Origin of the sequence: Ochrobactrum sp. Marseille-Q0166 (assembly GCF_014397025.1) — a bacterium.
GTDB lineage: Bacteria > Pseudomonadota > Alphaproteobacteria > Rhizobiales > Rhizobiaceae > Brucella.
Map to the genome: position 1 here is coordinate 1,410,738 of NZ_JACJUO010000001.1, position 15,812 is coordinate 1,426,549.

Genomic DNA, 15,812 nt, shown 5'->3' on the forward strand with positions numbered 1-15,812 from the left:
GCGATTATCTTATTTTTAAAGGGAACGTTCAGGCGAAGTTTCCGTTTTTACGAGAGGTAAATGCGGAGGTGAGAATTATGGAAATTGTAGAAACACGTATCAGTTCTGTTGGTGGTTTTGCGACTTATATGGTCGAGTTTATAACTGAGAGCGAAGAGCGGATTACCGTCAAGGTTGAGAATGATACAGGTGCCGAGCTTTCACGCGATGCGGTCATACGCAAAGCGGCACTCAAGCTCGGTGAAGCACTAAGCGTGGCCTGCATTGAATGTGGTATTGAACCCGCGAGCCAGATTACGATTCCAAGTGCGCGCCGCGCCGGTGATCGCACAGAGCTTGAACGACAGCTCGATGAGGGGCTGGAAGACACTTTTCCGGCCAGCGATCCCGTTTCCGTGACAAGTTCAGCCATTGCCGGTTTTGCGGGACCGAAGAACTGACCGGCTTTTAAATCTGGTATAAAATATTGAGAAGCCGCATATTTTATCCGGCTTCTCAAATACCTCATAAAGTGAGTCACATATTAACCGTATCGTTTTGATATTATTGTAGATTGCGTCGCTTTCCTTCCATAAGGTCGAGCACCGCTCGCGCGCAATCAAGAACATTGCTACCGGGGCCGAATACTGCCGATACACCGCGGTCGAAAAGGTATTGGTAATCCTGACGTGGGACAACACCGCCGCACACGACAATGATATTTTCAGCACCTTTTTTGCGCAGCGTTTCAACGAGCTGTGGCAGCAGCGTCTTGTGTCCGGCCGCGAGTGACGACACACCAAGTACATGCACCTTGGCCTTGATTGCCATATCTGCGGCTTCGTCTGGCGTTTGAAACAACGGGCCAGCCAGCACTTCAAAGCCGATATCCCCAAAGGCAGACGCGATGATTTTAGCTCCACGATCATGGCCGTCTTGACCAAGTTTGGCCACCATAACTTTTGGTGTCTCACCAATCTGCTTTGAAAAGTCTTGCAGACGATCAACCAGTGTCTGATATTCCGGTTCGTCCTTATAGGCTGCGCCGTAGACCTTTTTTACGACCTTCGGCACTGCTGCATGATCACCGAATGCACTACGCATGGCATCGGATATTTCACCAACTGTTGCGCGTGCACGTGAAGCTTCGACCGCCGCAGCCAGAATATTACCTTCTCCAGTTTTCGAGACTTTTTCCAGTTCAAAGAGCGCTGCTTCGACCTTGGCCTTGTTGCGGGTTTCCTTGATCCGGTTGAGGCGAGCGATCTGAGAATTGCGGACGGCGGTATTATCGATTTCAAGAATGTCGATATTGTCTTCCTGTTCAAGACGGAACTTATTGACACCGACTATAACTTCCTCACCTTTGTCAACTGCTGCCTGTCGACGTGTGGCGGCTTCTTCGATCAGGCGCTTGGGAAGGCCGCTTTCAACGGCTTTTGTCATGCCGCCAAGATCTTCAACCTCTTCGATCAAAGCCCACGCTTTCTCTGCCAATTCATTCGTCAGGCTTTCGATGTAATAGGAGCCTGCCAGCGGGTCGACAACCTTGGTTACACCGGTTTCATTTTGCAGAATGAGCTGCGTGTTGCGGGCGATGCGAGCGGAAAATTCCGTTGGCAAAGCAATGGCTTCATCGAAAGAATTGGTGTGCAGTGACTGTGTTCCGCCAAGAGCTGCCGACATCGCTTCAAAAGCTGTGCGTACGATGTTGTTATAAGGGTCCTGTTCCTGCAACGACACGCCCGATGTCTGGCAATGGGTGCGCAACATCAGTGAGCCGGGCTTCTTCGGGTTGAATTCCTTCATGATACGCGACCAGAGCAAGCGGGCTGCGCGCAGCTTGGCGATTTCCATAAAGAAGTTCATGCCAATGGCGAAGAAGAACGACAGACGCCCTGCAAACTCATCAACATTGAGGCCTTTGTTGAGCGCTGCACGTACATATTCGCGACCATCGGCCAGCGTGAAAGCCAGCTCTTGCACCAGTGTCGCGCCGGCTTCCTGCATGTGATAGCCTGAAATGGAAATCGAATTGAATTTCGGCATTTCTGTCGCCGTATAGGCGATGATGTCCGCAATGATCCGCATCGATGGCTCTGGCGGATAAATATAGGTGTTTCGGACCATGAATTCTTTGAGAATATCGTTTTGAATGGTCCCGGAAAGAAGATCGCGTGAAACGCCCTGTTCTTCACCAGCGACGATGAAATTGGCAAGGATTGGGATGACTGCGCCATTCATGGTCATGGAGACAGAAATTTTCTCAAGTGGGATGCCGTCGAACAGAATTTTCATATCCTCGACGGAGTCAATCGCCACGCCCGCCTTGCCGACGTCGCCTTCAACGCGTGGATGATCACTGTCGTAACCGCGATGGGTGGCAAGATCAAAGGCCACCGATACGCCCTGCTGACCAGCCGCCAGTGCCTTGCGGTAAAAGTTGTTGGACTCTTCGGCTGTCGAAAAACCCGCATATTGGCGAATGGTCCACGGACGCCCCGCATACATGGTTGCACGCGGCCCTCGCAGGAACGGCTCGAAGCCGGGCAGGGTGCCAAGGTGGCCAACCTGGTCGAGATCGTCAGCGGTATAGAGCGGCTTCACATCGATGCCTTCGGGCGTGTGCCAGATGAGGCTGTCGGCGGGACGCTTCAGCTCCTTCTCGGCCAACGCCTCCCAATCCGCGAGGGTTTTCTGCGTCATTGGCTTATTCTCCATCCCACCAAATCTTTATTCGAATTCCATGATGATCTCATCGACGGCAAGGCTTGCGCCTGCTTCGACAGCAATTCGTTTGATGGTTGCGCGACGTTCAGCGCGTAGCACATTTTCCATTTTCATGGCTTCAACCGTAGCCAGTGGCTGACCAGCCTCGACGGTATCGCCATCGTGCACCATAACCGAAGTGATTACGCCCGGCATCGGGCAGAGCAGCATCTTCGATGTATCAGGAGGTTGCTTGACTGGCATCAGTTTTGCCAGTTCCGCCACGCGTGGCTTGCGGACATGGGCGACCGCATCAATGCCGCGCCAGCGCAGACGCCAGCCTGATCCGGAGCGCAGAACCTTGACCGCTATTGATTTTCCGCCAACCGTGAACGCGCCGAGTTGTTTTCCCGGATGCCAGTCGCTGGCAACGGGAAGGCTTTTTCCGTTAGCGAAGTTGATGATCGTTCCGCCTTCGCCCTCAGCAATTCTGATAGGTAAATTGAAGCCCCCGAAGGTGACGACCCAATCGATTGCAACGGATTGAGCCTGTGAAGAGATACGCCCCGAGATCAGGCCATTGCGCTGTTCAATAGCCATGTTGATCTGTGCTGAAACTGCTGCCAGCACATATGCGTCTTCTTCTGACACGCTAACGCCTGAAAATCCGTCGGGATATTCCTCAGCTATGAAGGCTGTGGTCAGCGCGCCAGCACGAAAACGCGGATGTTCCATAACGGCAGAAAGGAATGGTAGATTGTGACCGATGCCTTCCACTTCAAATGCATCCAATGCGTCGCCCATGGCTTCAACTGCGCTGGCCCGATCCGGTCCCCAGCTGCAAAGTTTTGCAATCATGGGATCATAATACATCGAGATTTCACCACCCTCAAAGACGCCGGTGTCGTTGCGGATAATAGAGCCATTATCGCGCCGACCTTCAACCGGTGGACGATAGCGGGTCAACCTGCCAATTGAGGGTAGAAAGCTGCGATAGGGGTCTTCTGCATAAAGACGGCTTTCGATGGCCCAGCCGTTGAGCTTTACGTCGTTTTGGGTGATGCGTAGCTTTTCGCCAGATGCAACGCGGATCATTTCCTCAACCAGATCAATACCGGTGATGAGTTCAGTGACCGGATGTTCGACCTGTAAGCGCGTGTTCATTTCAAGGAAGTAGAAATTGCGGTCTCCATCGACGATAAATTCGACAGTGCCAGCGGAATAATAGCCGACAGCCTTGGCAAGAGCGACGGCCTGTTCGCCCATCGCCTTGCGGGTTGCCTCATCCAGAAAAGGTGAGGGTGCTTCTTCAATCACCTTCTGATTGCGGCGCTGAATAGAACATTCGCGTTCGCCCAGATAAATGACGTTTCCGTGCTGGTCACCGAGCACCTGAATTTCGATATGGCGGGGCTGGGTAACGAATTTCTCGATGAAGATGCGATCATCACCAAAAGAAGCTTTTGCTTCATTGCGTGAAAGCTGGAACCCCTCGCGGGCTTCATCATCATTCCATGCAATACGCATTCCCTTGCCACCGCCGCCTGCAGAAGCCTTGATCATCACCGGATAGCCGATGGATGTCGAAATACGAACAGCTTCCTCTGCATCCTCAATCAGCCCCATATGGCCAGGAACGGTAGAGACACCAGCTTCGTTCGCAAGCTTCTTTGAAGTGATCTTGTCGCCCATCGCCTCGATAGCATTCACTGGCGGGCCGATGAAAGTGACATTGGCTGCTTTCAGTGCTTCGGCAAAACGCGGGTTTTCAGAGAGGAAGCCGTAACCCGGGTGCACGGCATCAGCGCCAGTCTCTTTGATCGCCGCCAGAATTCTATCAATAACGATATAGGACTGGTTTGAGGGCGCTGGTCCAATATGCACAGCCTCGTCGGCCATTTTGACATGCAGCGCATTACGGTCTGCGTCGGAATAAACGGCAACAGTCGCAATGCCCATTTTTTGGGCGGTTTTGATAACCCGACAAGCGATTTCACCGCGATTGTCAATGAGGATTTTTTTGATCATCTGTATCGTATCCGTGGCTATCAGAGCGGAATAGTGTCGTGTTTCTTCCATGGCGTGTTCTGGCTCTTGTTACGAAGCGCAGAAAACGCACGGGCGATACGGCGGCGGGAGGAATGCGGCATGATCACTTCGTCGATGAAGCCGCGCTCAGCAGCAACGAACGGATTGGCGAAACGCTCTTCGTATTCCTTGGTGCGGGCGGCGATCTTTTCCGGGTCGTCAAGCTCTGAACGGTAGAGAATCTCGGTCGCACCCTTGGCACCCATCACGGCAATTTCGGCAGTCGGCCATGCATAATTGATGTCGGCTCCGATATGCTTCGAGGCCATCACATCATAAGCGCCGCCATAGGCTTTGCGGGTAATCAGCGTGACCATTGGCACTGTGGCTTGTGAATATGCGAATAGAAGCTTTGCTCCGTGCTTAATGACGCCGCCATATTCCTGGCTCGTGCCGGGAAGAAAGCCCGGAACATCGACCAGAGTCAGGATCGGAATGCTAAAAGCATCGCAGAATCGCACGAAACGTGCAGCCTTGCGCGATGAATCAATGTCGAGACAGCCCGCCAGAACCATAGGTTGATTAGCGACTACGCCAATTGTCTGACCATCCATACGGATAAAGCCGGTTATGATGTTTTTGGCGAAGGCCTCCTGAATTTCAAAGAAGTCGCCTTCATCTGCCAGCGCGAGGATTAGCTCCTTCATGTCGTAGGGCTTGTTGGCGCTATCCGGGATCAATGTATCAAGCCGCATTTCAAGACGGGATGGATCATCAAAGACGGGGCGAACGGGTGGCTTTTCGCGATTGTTTAGTGGCAGGAAGTCGAACAGGATGCGCACCTGTTCCAATGCTTCAATGTCGTTTTCAAATGCGCCATCGGCAACGGAAGATTTCTTCGTGTGGGTCGAAGCGCCGCCGAGTTCTTCTGCTGTGACAATTTCGTTGGTGACTGTTTTGACCACATCAGGGCCGGTCACGAACATGTAGGAACTGTCGCGCACCATGAAGATGAAGTCTGTCATGGCGGGCGAATAGACTGCGCCACCGGCGCATGGCCCCATGATCACAGAAATCTGCGGAATGACACCCGATGCGTCGGCATTGCGTTTGAAAACCTCGGCATAGCCTGCCAGCGAAGCGACGCCTTCCTGAATGCGTGCACCGCCAGAATCGTTGAGCCCGATCACAGGAGCGCCGTTCTGCATGGCCATATCCATGATCTTGCAGATTTTCTGAGCGTGGGTTTCAGAAAGGGAGCCGCCAAGCACGGTAAAATCCTGACTGAAGACATAGACTTGACGGCCATTGATCGTGCCCCAGCCAGTCACGACGCCGTCGCCCGCGACTTTCTGCTTTTCCATGCCGAAGTCGGTACAGCGATGCGTGACATACATATCGAACTCTTCGAACGAACCTTCGTCGAGAAGCACTTCGATTCTTTCGCGGGCGGTGAGCTTGCCTTTGCCATGTTGCGCATCGATACGCTTTTGTCCGCCGCCAAGACGGGCTTCGGCTCGACGGGCTTCAAGCTGTTCGAGAAGTTCCTGCATTCGCTATAACCTTGAAAGCTATGAATTTGAGTAACTGCTTAGAGCTAGTATGCCGCATTCTGAAAGCTTGAAAAGGTGTGCCTGTGTAATTTATAAATTTGCAAATAGCGAAATGCGAATTTGCAAAATGGCACCAAAAAAACTCTATGTCGGCAGGAAGATCCGCGAAATACGTGAACAGCATAAGGCGACCCAATCGGGTTTTGCTGAACGCCTAGGTATTTCAACGAGTTATCTGAACCAGATTGAGAACAATCAGCGTCCAGTTTCAGCGGCTGTGCTGCTAGCTTTGGCCGAAAGTTATCAGATTGACATCGGTGCAATTTCACTGGGCGATGATGACAGGCTGCTATCGGCGGTATCTGAGGCATTGGCCGATCCGGTATTCGATAACTACAAGCCGAATTTACAGGAGCTGAAACTTATAACGCAGAATGCACCCGGTTTGGCTCATGCGCTGATAGCATGTCATCAGGCATATCGGCGCAACAGCGAGCAACTTGCGAGTCTTGATAACCAACTTGGGCGCGCGCCATCTATTGCCGAGCCAGCGCCCTATGAAGAAGTGCGCGACTTCTTTCATTTTATCGATAACTATGTTCATGAGCTTGATATCGCAGCGGAAAAGCTGGCCGATGAGCTGAAGATACCATCACGCGATATCGGCATTGCACTCCCGCAATACATGGAGGAGCGTTATCGTGTTCGCGTTGCACGCGCTGATCCAAGTGAAGCTATTCTGCGCCGCTTTGATCCGGTTGCTCGCGTCCTTTATCTTAATCCCTATTCACCAGCTTCGACCCGTAATTTCCAGATAGCGTTTCAGATTGCAGAACTGGAGATGGAGGAACTTGTGACCGCGATCGCAAAACGCGCCGATTTCCGCTCGCCAGAAGCTGTTGAAATTTGCAAAATCGGTCTGCGTAATTATTTCGCTGGTGCGCTGATCTTACCCTATCAGACGTTTCTTTCGGCGGCAAAAGAGCTGCGGCATGATCTTGAGTTGCTTGCCTCGCGCTTTGGGGCAAGTCTGGAGCAGATCGCGCATCGTCTCAGCACATTACAGCGTTCTGGCCAGCGTGGAGTGCCGGTGTTTTTTGCGAGAATTGACCGCGCCGGAAATATCACCAAGAGGCATAGTGCGGCCAAGCTGCAATTTGCGCGCTATGGCGCGGCTTGTCCGTTGTGGAACGTGCATCAGGCTTTCGAGACGCCGGGACGAATTATTCGCCAGTTGGCAGAAACGCCTGACGGTGCGCGTTACCTCTGCGTCGCGACTGAACTTACCAAAAGCGAGGGTGGGTTTCATGCGCCACAGCGCCGTTATGCTATCGCGTTGGGGTGTGAAGTCACACACGCACAAGATTTTGTCTATGCGGATGGGCTGGATATTGCGACACGCTCGGCATTTGATCCGATTGGTGTTTCCTGCCGTATTTGTGATCGTTCCGAATGTGTACAGCGTGCCGTACCGCCACTTAAAAGCAGACTGGCGGTCGATCACGACCGCCGTGGTATTTTGCCTTACAAACTGTTGTAAGTTTAAAAACCTGCATGTTCATTGAGGAATTCGGCTTCTTCAGGTGTTGTTTTACGTTGAAGAACCTTGTTACGGTGCGGGAAACGACCAAAACGCTCGATAATATCGTGATGCTGTCGGGCAAATCCCAAGGAAAACTCATCCCCCAATTTTTCATAAAGATCGACACAGCGTTTCTGATCGCTGAGATGCTCGCTATGCATGAAGGGTAGATAGAAAAACTGCCGTTGCTCAGCTGACAGTTTGCGGTCGAAGTCGTGATCGAGCGCTTGTGCTGCCACGTCACGGGCAAGGCCATCACTTTCAAATGAGCGTGGAGAGCCGCGGAACATGTTACGCGGGAACTGGTCAAACAAAATGGTCAGTGCGAGGGCGCTTTCCGGCTGCTGTTTCCAGTCTTCGAGCTTATCAGCGCGAGCATCTTTATAGGCTGCCAGAAATTTTTCTCGAATTTCCGCGTCGATGTCATCACTTTTGCTGAACCAGTTTTCGCGCATCTTTGCAGAAAACCAGAAATCGAGGATATCTTGGGGTGGAATGGACATTACTGCCTCTTTTCAGGTTAGAGCATTTCCAGCAAGAGCTTGAAGCGATTTCGCCTAGGACAATACAATATAATGAACATTTAGAGTGTCTCCTTTATTTCATTTAAAATCGGAAACACTTTAAGGGTTCGGTTTGTCGGGCTGCGGGCAGGGTGTCTCGCCCTTTATGTTGCGAGACATGCAACCGAACCGATCAAAGCCTTTGCCAGCATCCATTGCTGCCTTTCCGGCACCACAGCCGGAAAGGCTTGCCAAAGCGATCAATAGAATAAGGTTTCTCATTTCCAGCCCCTCCGGTTCACGTGGTGATGTTAATTAACGTTCAAACATTGATATAGAGAATTGTGATCAACCGCGACCACGATAATTGGGTACAGACTGTTCAGGAATCCAGACATTCTTTGGTGTCTCGCCGGTCTGATAAAACACGTCAATCGGGATGCCGCCACGCGGGTACCAATAACCGCCAATACGTAGCCATTCCGGTTCCAAAAGCTCTACAAGCCGCTTGCCGATTGTAATCGTGCAATCCTCATGGAAGGCACCATGATTGCGAAATGAGAACAGGAAAAGCTTAAGCGACTTGCTTTCCACCAGCCATTTGCCTGGAACGTAATCGATCATCAGGTGAGCAAAGTCAGGCTGTCCAGTCATGGGACACAGAGAGGTGAATTCTGGTGCTGTGAAGCGAACGCAGTAAGGCGTTCCTTCTTGGGGGTTCGCGACCTTCTCCAATACGGCCTCTTCAGGCGATTTTGGGACAGTCGTGTTTGATCCGAGTTGTTTAAGATCAGAATAGATCGTCTTTTCAGACATTTGCGTGCCTTTGTAAAAGCCACGGTGCAGTCTTCACGCTTGCATATCAAGCGCTTGTCCTTGTTTTGACCGGGTAGGCTGCGACCGGTGGCAGATTGCCAATGGCCTCGAGTAGCAGTCTTGCCCGAGGAGGTAAAGTCCATAGAAAAACCCGCGCTGGGAGGGCGCGGGTTTATCATGAATTCGATTATGGTTATCGACGGTCTGACAGTAAACAGCCGATTGCAACGCCAATAGCGATACCGATAAGGCCGGCGGTGCCGAAAAGCGTCGTGGCTGTGCCGGGATTTTCTTTGACAGTTTCTGCAACTGCCTGCCCACGCTCACGAACAACCTGCGCCGCATGCCGGAAGCGGCCGGATGCATCATCAAAAGCATCTTCAGCACTATCGCGAAGATCACTTGAGCGTGAAGCCAAAGACTTAGACAGACGCTTCAGTTCACCACGCAAATCAGCAACCTGCTGTTCCAAAGCCTGCTGAATGTCATTAGCTGTCTTGTTATCGGCCATTTCGAACCTCCATTGGAATTGATATCTACATAACGATCATACAACCAGTTGGTTCCTTTGGAGGAAAGAGAATTTATCTCGATTCTTCCGAAAAGAATGGGAGTAAACTTAAGCCCCGCCCGATACAAACGCCAGCCATAGCGCCGACAGCTTTAAACACGAAATCTGGAAACTCGCCGTGTCTTCCAGGAGCAAGGCGTTGCAAGAGTTCGAAGATACCTGCACAGCCGATTGTGAGTAGCAATACCGCTATCCAGTGACGTGGATAGGCCAATGCAAACAAAAATCCCACCAGAAAGAAAGCTGAAAAGCGTTCCAGATCAGCCGATTGGCTGGCGATGGGACGGAACTGAATCGGACTTATCGTCACGACAAGAATGGAGATCAGTACCAGCCATGCGGCAAGGCGCAAAAAGTGTTTCATTAACTATGGCCTTTTATTCTGTCGTAAAATTGCCGACAGGTTCGTCCTGACTGGGGTCGCCACAACGAGAATACATTTTATCAGTGATCGTTTTTTTCAATCCATTGCCAAATGGCAACTCATAATTAGCGATTACATCGACGCCCATACACCATTTTACATTGTCTGGAGACAGGCCATAGTTGGTTTCTAAAAAGCCAATGACATAGGTAATTCCGTCGGCGCAATCATCTGTTTTACAGAAATTGCCGTCTTTTGCGAGCTGGCGGATCGAGCCTTCGCCAATTTTTTGAACAATCGGCTCAATGACAAAAGGCGCTGCGCCGCCAAGCCCAATGATGACCAGTCCGATGAGTGTGTATTTAATAGAACGCCGCATGAATCGCTGTCAGTTGTTGATCCGCTAATCATTGCATAACGCATGAGCGGCATTAAAATGGCAAGAAGCAGGATAAATATGGTGCCTACTTATAGCCAATATGACCAATTGTAATGGTTTAATATTGACTTTTACGTAAATGCGGTTGCACAACATTTGTCTGCATATTGCAAGACTAGGATGGTGTAGTGCGCGAATATTATACGATCACAGAGCTGACACGAGAATTCGGGATATCGACCCGGACACTCCGTTTCTATGAAGATGAAGGATTGATTGCGCCTGTGAGGAGAGGCCGAACACGCTTGTTCAGGCCTTCTGATCGGCATCTCCTCAAGCAGATCATGCGTGGAAAGCGTCTCGGTTTTTCTATCGCCGAAATTCATGAAATTGTGCAGATGTATCGCGAACCGCCGGGCGAAACAGGTCAGCTGAAACTTCTGATGAAGCGCGTTGAAGAGAAACGCGCTGACCTTCGCCAGAAACGTAAGGATATTGACGAAACGCTCACCGAACTTGATCAGGTTGAAGAAGCCTGCATCGAACGATTGGCAGAGCTTGGCGTCTCCACCTGATCTTTATTGCTGATTGTCTGGAACAGGTGAGCACATTTGAACGATCTGCTGAACTGTGCTGTTATTATTCTGATTGGCTTTGCCGCCAAAGACATCATCGAACAGTTTTGCTTTATCAAGCTCACTGACAACGCATCCGCAAAACTGTTGACATAAAGCTTCACTGCCATTTGGCAGACATGATGTAACACAGGATTGTGTAAATACTGGGCGCTGGTCAGGTGGCGAGATAAGCGAGAAACAGTAGACAAGCGCGATCAGCACGGGCTGATGGATCAGATAAAATGCAAGGCTATGGCGACCGATAAAGGTTAACGGCTTTTGCACAAACGCAGGTTTAACACCGCCGGATAGTATTGGAAGCCAGTTCAAACGCTCGAAGATACGCGCCGTAGCTATACCAATCAGCACAGCGCCGAACCATGGGAATAGCGGCACGTAATCGTTGGAGCGAGGCGGGATTGTAGAAAGCCCGATCCATGCAAGCCATATCTGGTTGAAAATTTCTGACTGCACATAAAACGGAGCGGTGATGACCAAGGCTGCCACGATCAACGTTAAAACTGGCGGCAGGCGCAAAAACAGCAGGCCCAGCACACTTGCCAACGCGATCTGATGCAGGATTCCGAAGAATATGAAGTTATCGGGTGACATATAATATGTCACAGCAGAAATGGCTGCCGCGGCCGCTATGATCTGCAATAGGCGCTTTCCCATCGCTTCCCAGCGTATTGCTCTGCCATGCGCAAGAACGAGGCTGAAGCCAACCAGAAACAGGAAACTCGAGGCGATGCAGCGTGCAAAGAGCTTCCACCCGCCATGTGCAGTCGTTGCCGGTGCCACATAACCGAAGAATTCGAGATCCCAGCCGAAATGATAAATCGCCATGGCAATCAGCGCTGCGCCGCGCGCGATGTCGATGCGCTCGAGACGTGGGCGGCTTGGTGGCGTCTGAATAATTTTGGCAGTGCTCGGCATTATGCGATGCGTTCCGGGTTTTAACAATGAGAGTCGCTAAGATTCTTATCACAAGCCATTGCATGGCTATAGTATGACGAAGAATCGGATTCGCCCGGTTTGCGTAAGCTCACTAGAAAAGTGTTAAACAGTTTTCGGAAAAAGTTGCGCGGTAAAACAAAAAGTTAGAGCACTGGTCTGAAGCAGTCAGATCGAGACGCGCTCTCATGTCGGAGATTGCTTTGTTTTTCAGTTTTTCCAAGATTTTCTGGCTGCTCTTCCAACCGTTGACGATTATTTTCTTATTTCTGCTGCTTGGGCTTGTACTGGTCGGGACCAATTTCAGGAAACTCGGTCTGGCCGCGCTGATAAGTGGCGCTGTGGTATTGTTTTTCAGTGCTTATACAACGCTAGGGAGCTTACTTCTCTTGCCACTGGAGGATCGCTTTCCAAAACAGGTTCAGTTGCCGCCTCATGTGGATGGCGTCGTCGTGCTGGGCGGCTATATGAATGGCGATATCAATGCGGGGCGTCCTGGATTTGAGCTGAACAGTGCCGCTGATCGAATTTTTGAGACGATGCGGCTTGCACGGCTGTATCCAGACGCGAAAGTCATCGTGTCCGGTGGGGACGGCGCTTTCTTTGAAGACGCCGAGCCTGAAGCCGACAGCACGCGTAGAATGCTGTCTGATCTCAGCTTTTCAGGCGATCGCTTCATTTTTGAGAACAAGTCACGCAATACGGTAGAGAATGCAGAATTTTCCAAGGCGCTGGCTGAACCAAAACCCGGTGAAACCTGGCTTCTGGTGACATCGGCCTATCACATGCCCCGCGCTATCGGGTGTTTCCGCAAAGCGGGTTTTGATGTTGTTGCATGGCCTGTTGATTATAAAACACCGTCAAAACAGAGTTTCGCACTTTATCTTGAATCGCCTAATGAAGGCCTTTCTCGCTTCAGCGTGGCGATGCGGGAGTGGTTTGGCCTTAGTGCTTACTGGCTAACTGGCAAGACAGATATGCTCCTTCCACAACCCTGATGCCCCAATTCTGCCTTGGCATTTAAGGTTTTATTAAACATACGACTTGTTAAGATTTTGATATTAATTAAGTTTTTGAAGCGCTTTATGATAAGGCTGGCATGCGCGCCGCATTTCCGCCATTTTTCGCAGTTGCGTTTCACATGCGTCGAGATTATATCTGTGGTAACAGCGTTGTGAAGGACGCTGCTTTACAAGAGTTGCACAACAAGGTTTTAAAAAATCTCCATGGACGAAACCGTTCAAAAATCCTGCTGGGGCGTTACGCTTTGGGCAGTCGTTGGCCTCGCTACAATTATTCTCATGGCTTATCTCTTCTCGGTATGATGCCGTAAGGGATGCGTAAAGCGGAAACTTGATGCCGCATTTCGGCAATCCGTTGGCGTTGTTCCGATCTTAAACTATCTATAATGTTGTAATGTCATTTTGCTGCCCTCTTTGCTTGGTTGGCATATGGAATTGCGCAGCCCGTTTTGGGTTGGATAGGTGAAGAATGTTTCTGTCGGTATTTGATCTCTATAAAATTGGTATTGGGCCATCGAGTTCGCACACGATGGGTCCGATGACGGCCGCTCATATGTTCCTCGATGAGCTGATCAGCGGCAATTGGCCGAAGCCATCCAATGCAAAGGTTTACCGATTGAAGGCTAGCCTGCACGGCTCGCTCGCCTATACCGGCGTCGGACATGCTACGGATCGTGCTGTGATCCTGGGCCTTTCTGGTTTTACACCAGATTCGATCGATCCGGATATTATGGATAGCGAAGTCGAGAAGGTATCGCGCGCCAGAACCGTTCAACCTGCAGGCCATCCAGCCTATCAATTTGATCCCAAAACCGATCTGGTTCTTGATCGTAAGACGCCTTTGCCCGGCCACGCAAATGGCATGGCGTTTGAGGCATACGACAAAAGTGAACGATTGCTGCTCCGACGTGTGTATTTTTCGATTGGTGGTGGCTTTGTTGTGACTGCGGAGGAACTGAGCCGCGTGCAGACCAGTGGTGGAAAGCGCGAGGAAAAGGTCAAAGTGCCTTATCCATTCAATAATGCCGCTGAAATGCTGGCTATGGCGCGTTCAAGTGGACTTTCTATTGCTGACATGAAACGCGCCAATGAAGAATGCCATATGTCGTGCCCTGATCTAGACGAAGGTCTTGATCGTATCTGGAGCGCGATGCGCGGTTGTATTGAACGTGGCCTGAGCCGCGATGGTATCATGCCCGGTGGCTTGAAGGTACGTCGCCGCGCGCGCCAGCTGTTCGAGCGCCTGGAAGACGATTGGCGCAACAATAAACTCAATCCGCTGCTCGCCAATGACTGGCTGGCTGTCTACGCTATGGCCGTTAATGAAGAAAATGCGTCTGGCGGGCGCGTTGTCACTGCACCGACCAATGGTGCGGCGGGCGTTGTTCCGGCTGTTCTGCGGTATTATCTGCATTTCCACGACGATGCAGATGCAAAGGGCATACGTGATTTCCTGCTGACATCTGCCGCAATTGGCGGCGTGATCAAGCACAATGCTTCGATCTCCGGTGCAGAAGTCGGCTGTCAGGGTGAGGTCGGTTCAGCTTCAGCTATGGCTGCTGCCGGTCTTGCTGCTGTTATGGGCGGGACACCTGAGCAGATCGAGAATGCTGCTGAAATCGCTCTTGAGCATCATCTGGGCATGACCTGCGATCCGGTCGCCGGTCTTGTTCAAGTACCTTGCATCGAGCGCAATGCACTTGGTGCTGTGAAGGCTGTCACGGCTGCATCGCTTGCGGTTAAGGGTGATGGTCAGCATTTTGTGCCGCTTGATGCCTGTATCGAAACCATGCGTCAGACGGGCCATGATATGAGCGAGCGCTACAAGGAAACCAGTCAGGGTGGTCTCGCTGTCAACGTGGTTGCCTGCTGAGGATAAGATTCTTATTGCTTGAAGCCTGCATTCAGCTTGGCTAAATCAACCTCATGGCACTTAATCTCGTCAAACTTTGCGTCGGCTGCGATAGTATCGAAGATCTCGCGTCCTGGATTGATTTTCGGCTTGCGGAGCAGCGCGCTGCTGGCCTTGTCCCGGAACAGTTTCACACGACGCGCATGGTTCCCAAGCGTATTGATGAACTGCTGGAAGGTGGATCGCTCTACTGGGTCATCAAAGGCAATGTTCAGTGCCGCCAGCGTCTGCTTGATATACGACCCTTTACTGATGAGCAGGGTATCAATCGTTGTCATCTGGTGCTGGAGCCAAAAATTCATCCTACACAGTGGCAACCGCGACGTGCTTTTCAGGGTTGGCGCTATCTGAACGAAAACGAGGTGCCGCTTGATGAGGCGGCGGGTAAATCGGGCCGGGCAGCATTGCCGCCTGAATTGAGGCAAGAACTCGCAGCCTTGGGATTGCTTTAATCAAATAAAAGAAGCCTGCCAGTTTGGCAGGCTTCTTTAATGGAACCTTATCTCAATTTTCAATCGTAATACGGACCGCAACCTTATCAGCCGTTACCGGTAGCGTCATACGCATCATGGTTCTGGGCTTAAGCATCCGGCGATTGCGTGCCGCATGACTCACCAGTACTCCAACCAAATCCCGCGTATGAAAGCCTTTTCCATGGCGCACGTCAGCAATACGAAGCGCAGCCTGCTTCAACGCTTGGACGGAAAATAGTGATCCGATTGCGGAAGGACGACGTGTCTCATCTGCCCACAGATTGGGTGCCAAAGCATGTTGTCTCAGTATCTCGTTCATATTCGACATCTCGAAACCCTCTACGCAATAC

Annotated in this window: 17 protein-coding genes; 6 read left to right on the forward strand and 11 right to left on the reverse strand. The window is 51.1% G+C overall.

The genetic code is table 11. The features are described from left to right. The first annotated feature begins 77 nt into the window (after positions 1-77). The gene (locus tag H5024_RS06755; RefSeq protein ID WP_187544655.1) at positions 78-440 is read left to right on the forward strand and encodes a hypothetical protein; all 363 of its coding nucleotides are present in this window, start codon (positions 78-80) and stop codon (positions 438-440) included. A gap of 103 nt (positions 441-543) precedes the next feature. Here the strand turns inward: H5024_RS06755 and scpA are convergent, their stop codons facing one another. The 3 genes from scpA to H5024_RS06770 are packed head-to-tail and all read right to left on the reverse strand — an operon-like array spanning position 544 to position 6,269. After that, positions 544-2,685, reverse strand: a complete 2,142-nt coding sequence (gene scpA, locus H5024_RS06760) for a methylmalonyl-CoA mutase (RefSeq protein ID WP_187544657.1) — start codon at positions 2,683-2,685, stop codon at positions 544-546. 27 nt (positions 2,686-2,712) lie between these two features. After that, on the reverse strand, positions 2,713-4,716 hold the full coding sequence (locus tag H5024_RS06765) for an acetyl/propionyl/methylcrotonyl-CoA carboxylase subunit alpha (protein ID WP_187544659.1): 2,004 nt from the start codon (positions 4,714-4,716) through the stop codon (positions 2,713-2,715). Between the two features lie 20 nt (positions 4,717-4,736). Next, positions 4,737-6,269: an acyl-CoA carboxylase subunit beta gene (locus H5024_RS06770; RefSeq protein WP_187544661.1), complete on the reverse strand. Its 1,533-nt coding sequence runs from the start codon at positions 6,267-6,269 to the stop codon at positions 4,737-4,739. A gap of 127 nt (positions 6,270-6,396) precedes the next feature. On the opposite strand from H5024_RS06770, the gene H5024_RS06775 reads away from it, so the two are divergent. Next, on the forward strand, positions 6,397-7,809 hold the full coding sequence (locus H5024_RS06775; RefSeq protein ID WP_187544664.1) for an XRE family transcriptional regulator: 1,413 nt from the start codon (positions 6,397-6,399) through the stop codon (positions 7,807-7,809). Positions 7,810-7,811: 2 nt separating this feature from the next. Here the strand turns inward: H5024_RS06775 and H5024_RS06780 are convergent, their stop codons facing one another. From H5024_RS06780 to H5024_RS06805, 6 genes are all read right to left on the reverse strand, one after another. Beyond that, positions 7,812-8,354, reverse strand: coding sequence for a DUF924 family protein (locus H5024_RS06780; RefSeq protein ID WP_187544666.1), 543 nt, complete (start codon positions 8,352-8,354; stop codon positions 7,812-7,814). Positions 8,355-8,474: 120 nt separating this feature from the next. After that, positions 8,475-8,636 (reverse strand): hypothetical protein, encoded by a 162-nt coding sequence (locus tag H5024_RS06785; RefSeq protein WP_187544668.1) that lies wholly within the window; start codon positions 8,634-8,636, stop codon positions 8,475-8,477. Between the two features lie 66 nt (positions 8,637-8,702). After that, entirely contained in the window at positions 8,703-9,170 is a 468-nt protein-coding gene (gene queF / locus H5024_RS06790; RefSeq protein ID WP_187544670.1) for a preQ(1) synthase, read from the reverse strand. Between the two features lie 193 nt (positions 9,171-9,363). Then, a complete protein-coding gene (locus tag H5024_RS06795) occupies positions 9,364-9,681 on the reverse strand; it encodes a hypothetical protein (protein WP_187544673.1) in 318 nt (105 codons plus the stop codon). A gap of 73 nt (positions 9,682-9,754) precedes the next feature. Continuing rightward, complete coding sequence (locus tag H5024_RS06800) at positions 9,755-10,105, reverse strand: VanZ family protein (protein ID WP_187544675.1); 351 nt, start codon at positions 10,103-10,105, stop codon at positions 9,755-9,757. Between the two features lie 13 nt (positions 10,106-10,118). Next, positions 10,119-10,484, reverse strand: coding sequence for a hypothetical protein (locus tag H5024_RS06805; RefSeq protein WP_187544678.1), 366 nt, complete (start codon positions 10,482-10,484; stop codon positions 10,119-10,121). Positions 10,485-10,672: 188 nt separating this feature from the next. Between H5024_RS06805 and H5024_RS06810 the strand changes: the two genes are divergently transcribed. After that, the gene (locus H5024_RS06810; protein WP_187544680.1) at positions 10,673-11,059 is read left to right on the forward strand and encodes a MerR family DNA-binding transcriptional regulator; all 387 of its coding nucleotides are present in this window, start codon (positions 10,673-10,675) and stop codon (positions 11,057-11,059) included. 3 nt (positions 11,060-11,062) lie between these two features. On the opposite strand, the gene H5024_RS06815 is transcribed toward H5024_RS06810, so the two are convergent. Beyond that, positions 11,063-12,037: a DUF1624 domain-containing protein gene (locus H5024_RS06815; RefSeq protein WP_187544682.1), complete on the reverse strand. Its 975-nt coding sequence runs from the start codon at positions 12,035-12,037 to the stop codon at positions 11,063-11,065. A gap of 221 nt (positions 12,038-12,258) precedes the next feature. On the opposite strand from H5024_RS06815, the gene H5024_RS06820 reads away from it, so the two are divergent. The 3 genes from H5024_RS06820 (at position 12,259) to H5024_RS06830 (ending at position 15,441) form a co-directional block, all read left to right on the forward strand. Further along, complete coding sequence (locus H5024_RS06820; RefSeq protein ID WP_187546672.1) at positions 12,259-13,053, forward strand: YdcF family protein; 795 nt, start codon at positions 12,259-12,261, stop codon at positions 13,051-13,053. Positions 13,054-13,546: 493 nt separating this feature from the next. After that, a complete protein-coding gene (locus H5024_RS06825; RefSeq protein ID WP_187544685.1) occupies positions 13,547-14,950 on the forward strand; it encodes an L-serine ammonia-lyase in 1,404 nt (467 codons plus the stop codon). 53 nt (positions 14,951-15,003) lie between these two features. Further along, positions 15,004-15,441, forward strand: coding sequence for a DUF1489 family protein (locus H5024_RS06830; protein WP_187544687.1), 438 nt, complete (start codon positions 15,004-15,006; stop codon positions 15,439-15,441). Between the two features lie 52 nt (positions 15,442-15,493). Here H5024_RS06830 and H5024_RS06835 read toward each other — a convergent pair whose 3' ends face one another. Continuing rightward, the gene (locus H5024_RS06835) at positions 15,494-15,790 is read right to left on the reverse strand and encodes a hypothetical protein (protein WP_187544690.1); all 297 of its coding nucleotides are present in this window, start codon (positions 15,788-15,790) and stop codon (positions 15,494-15,496) included. Positions 15,791-15,812 lie beyond the last annotated feature (22 nt).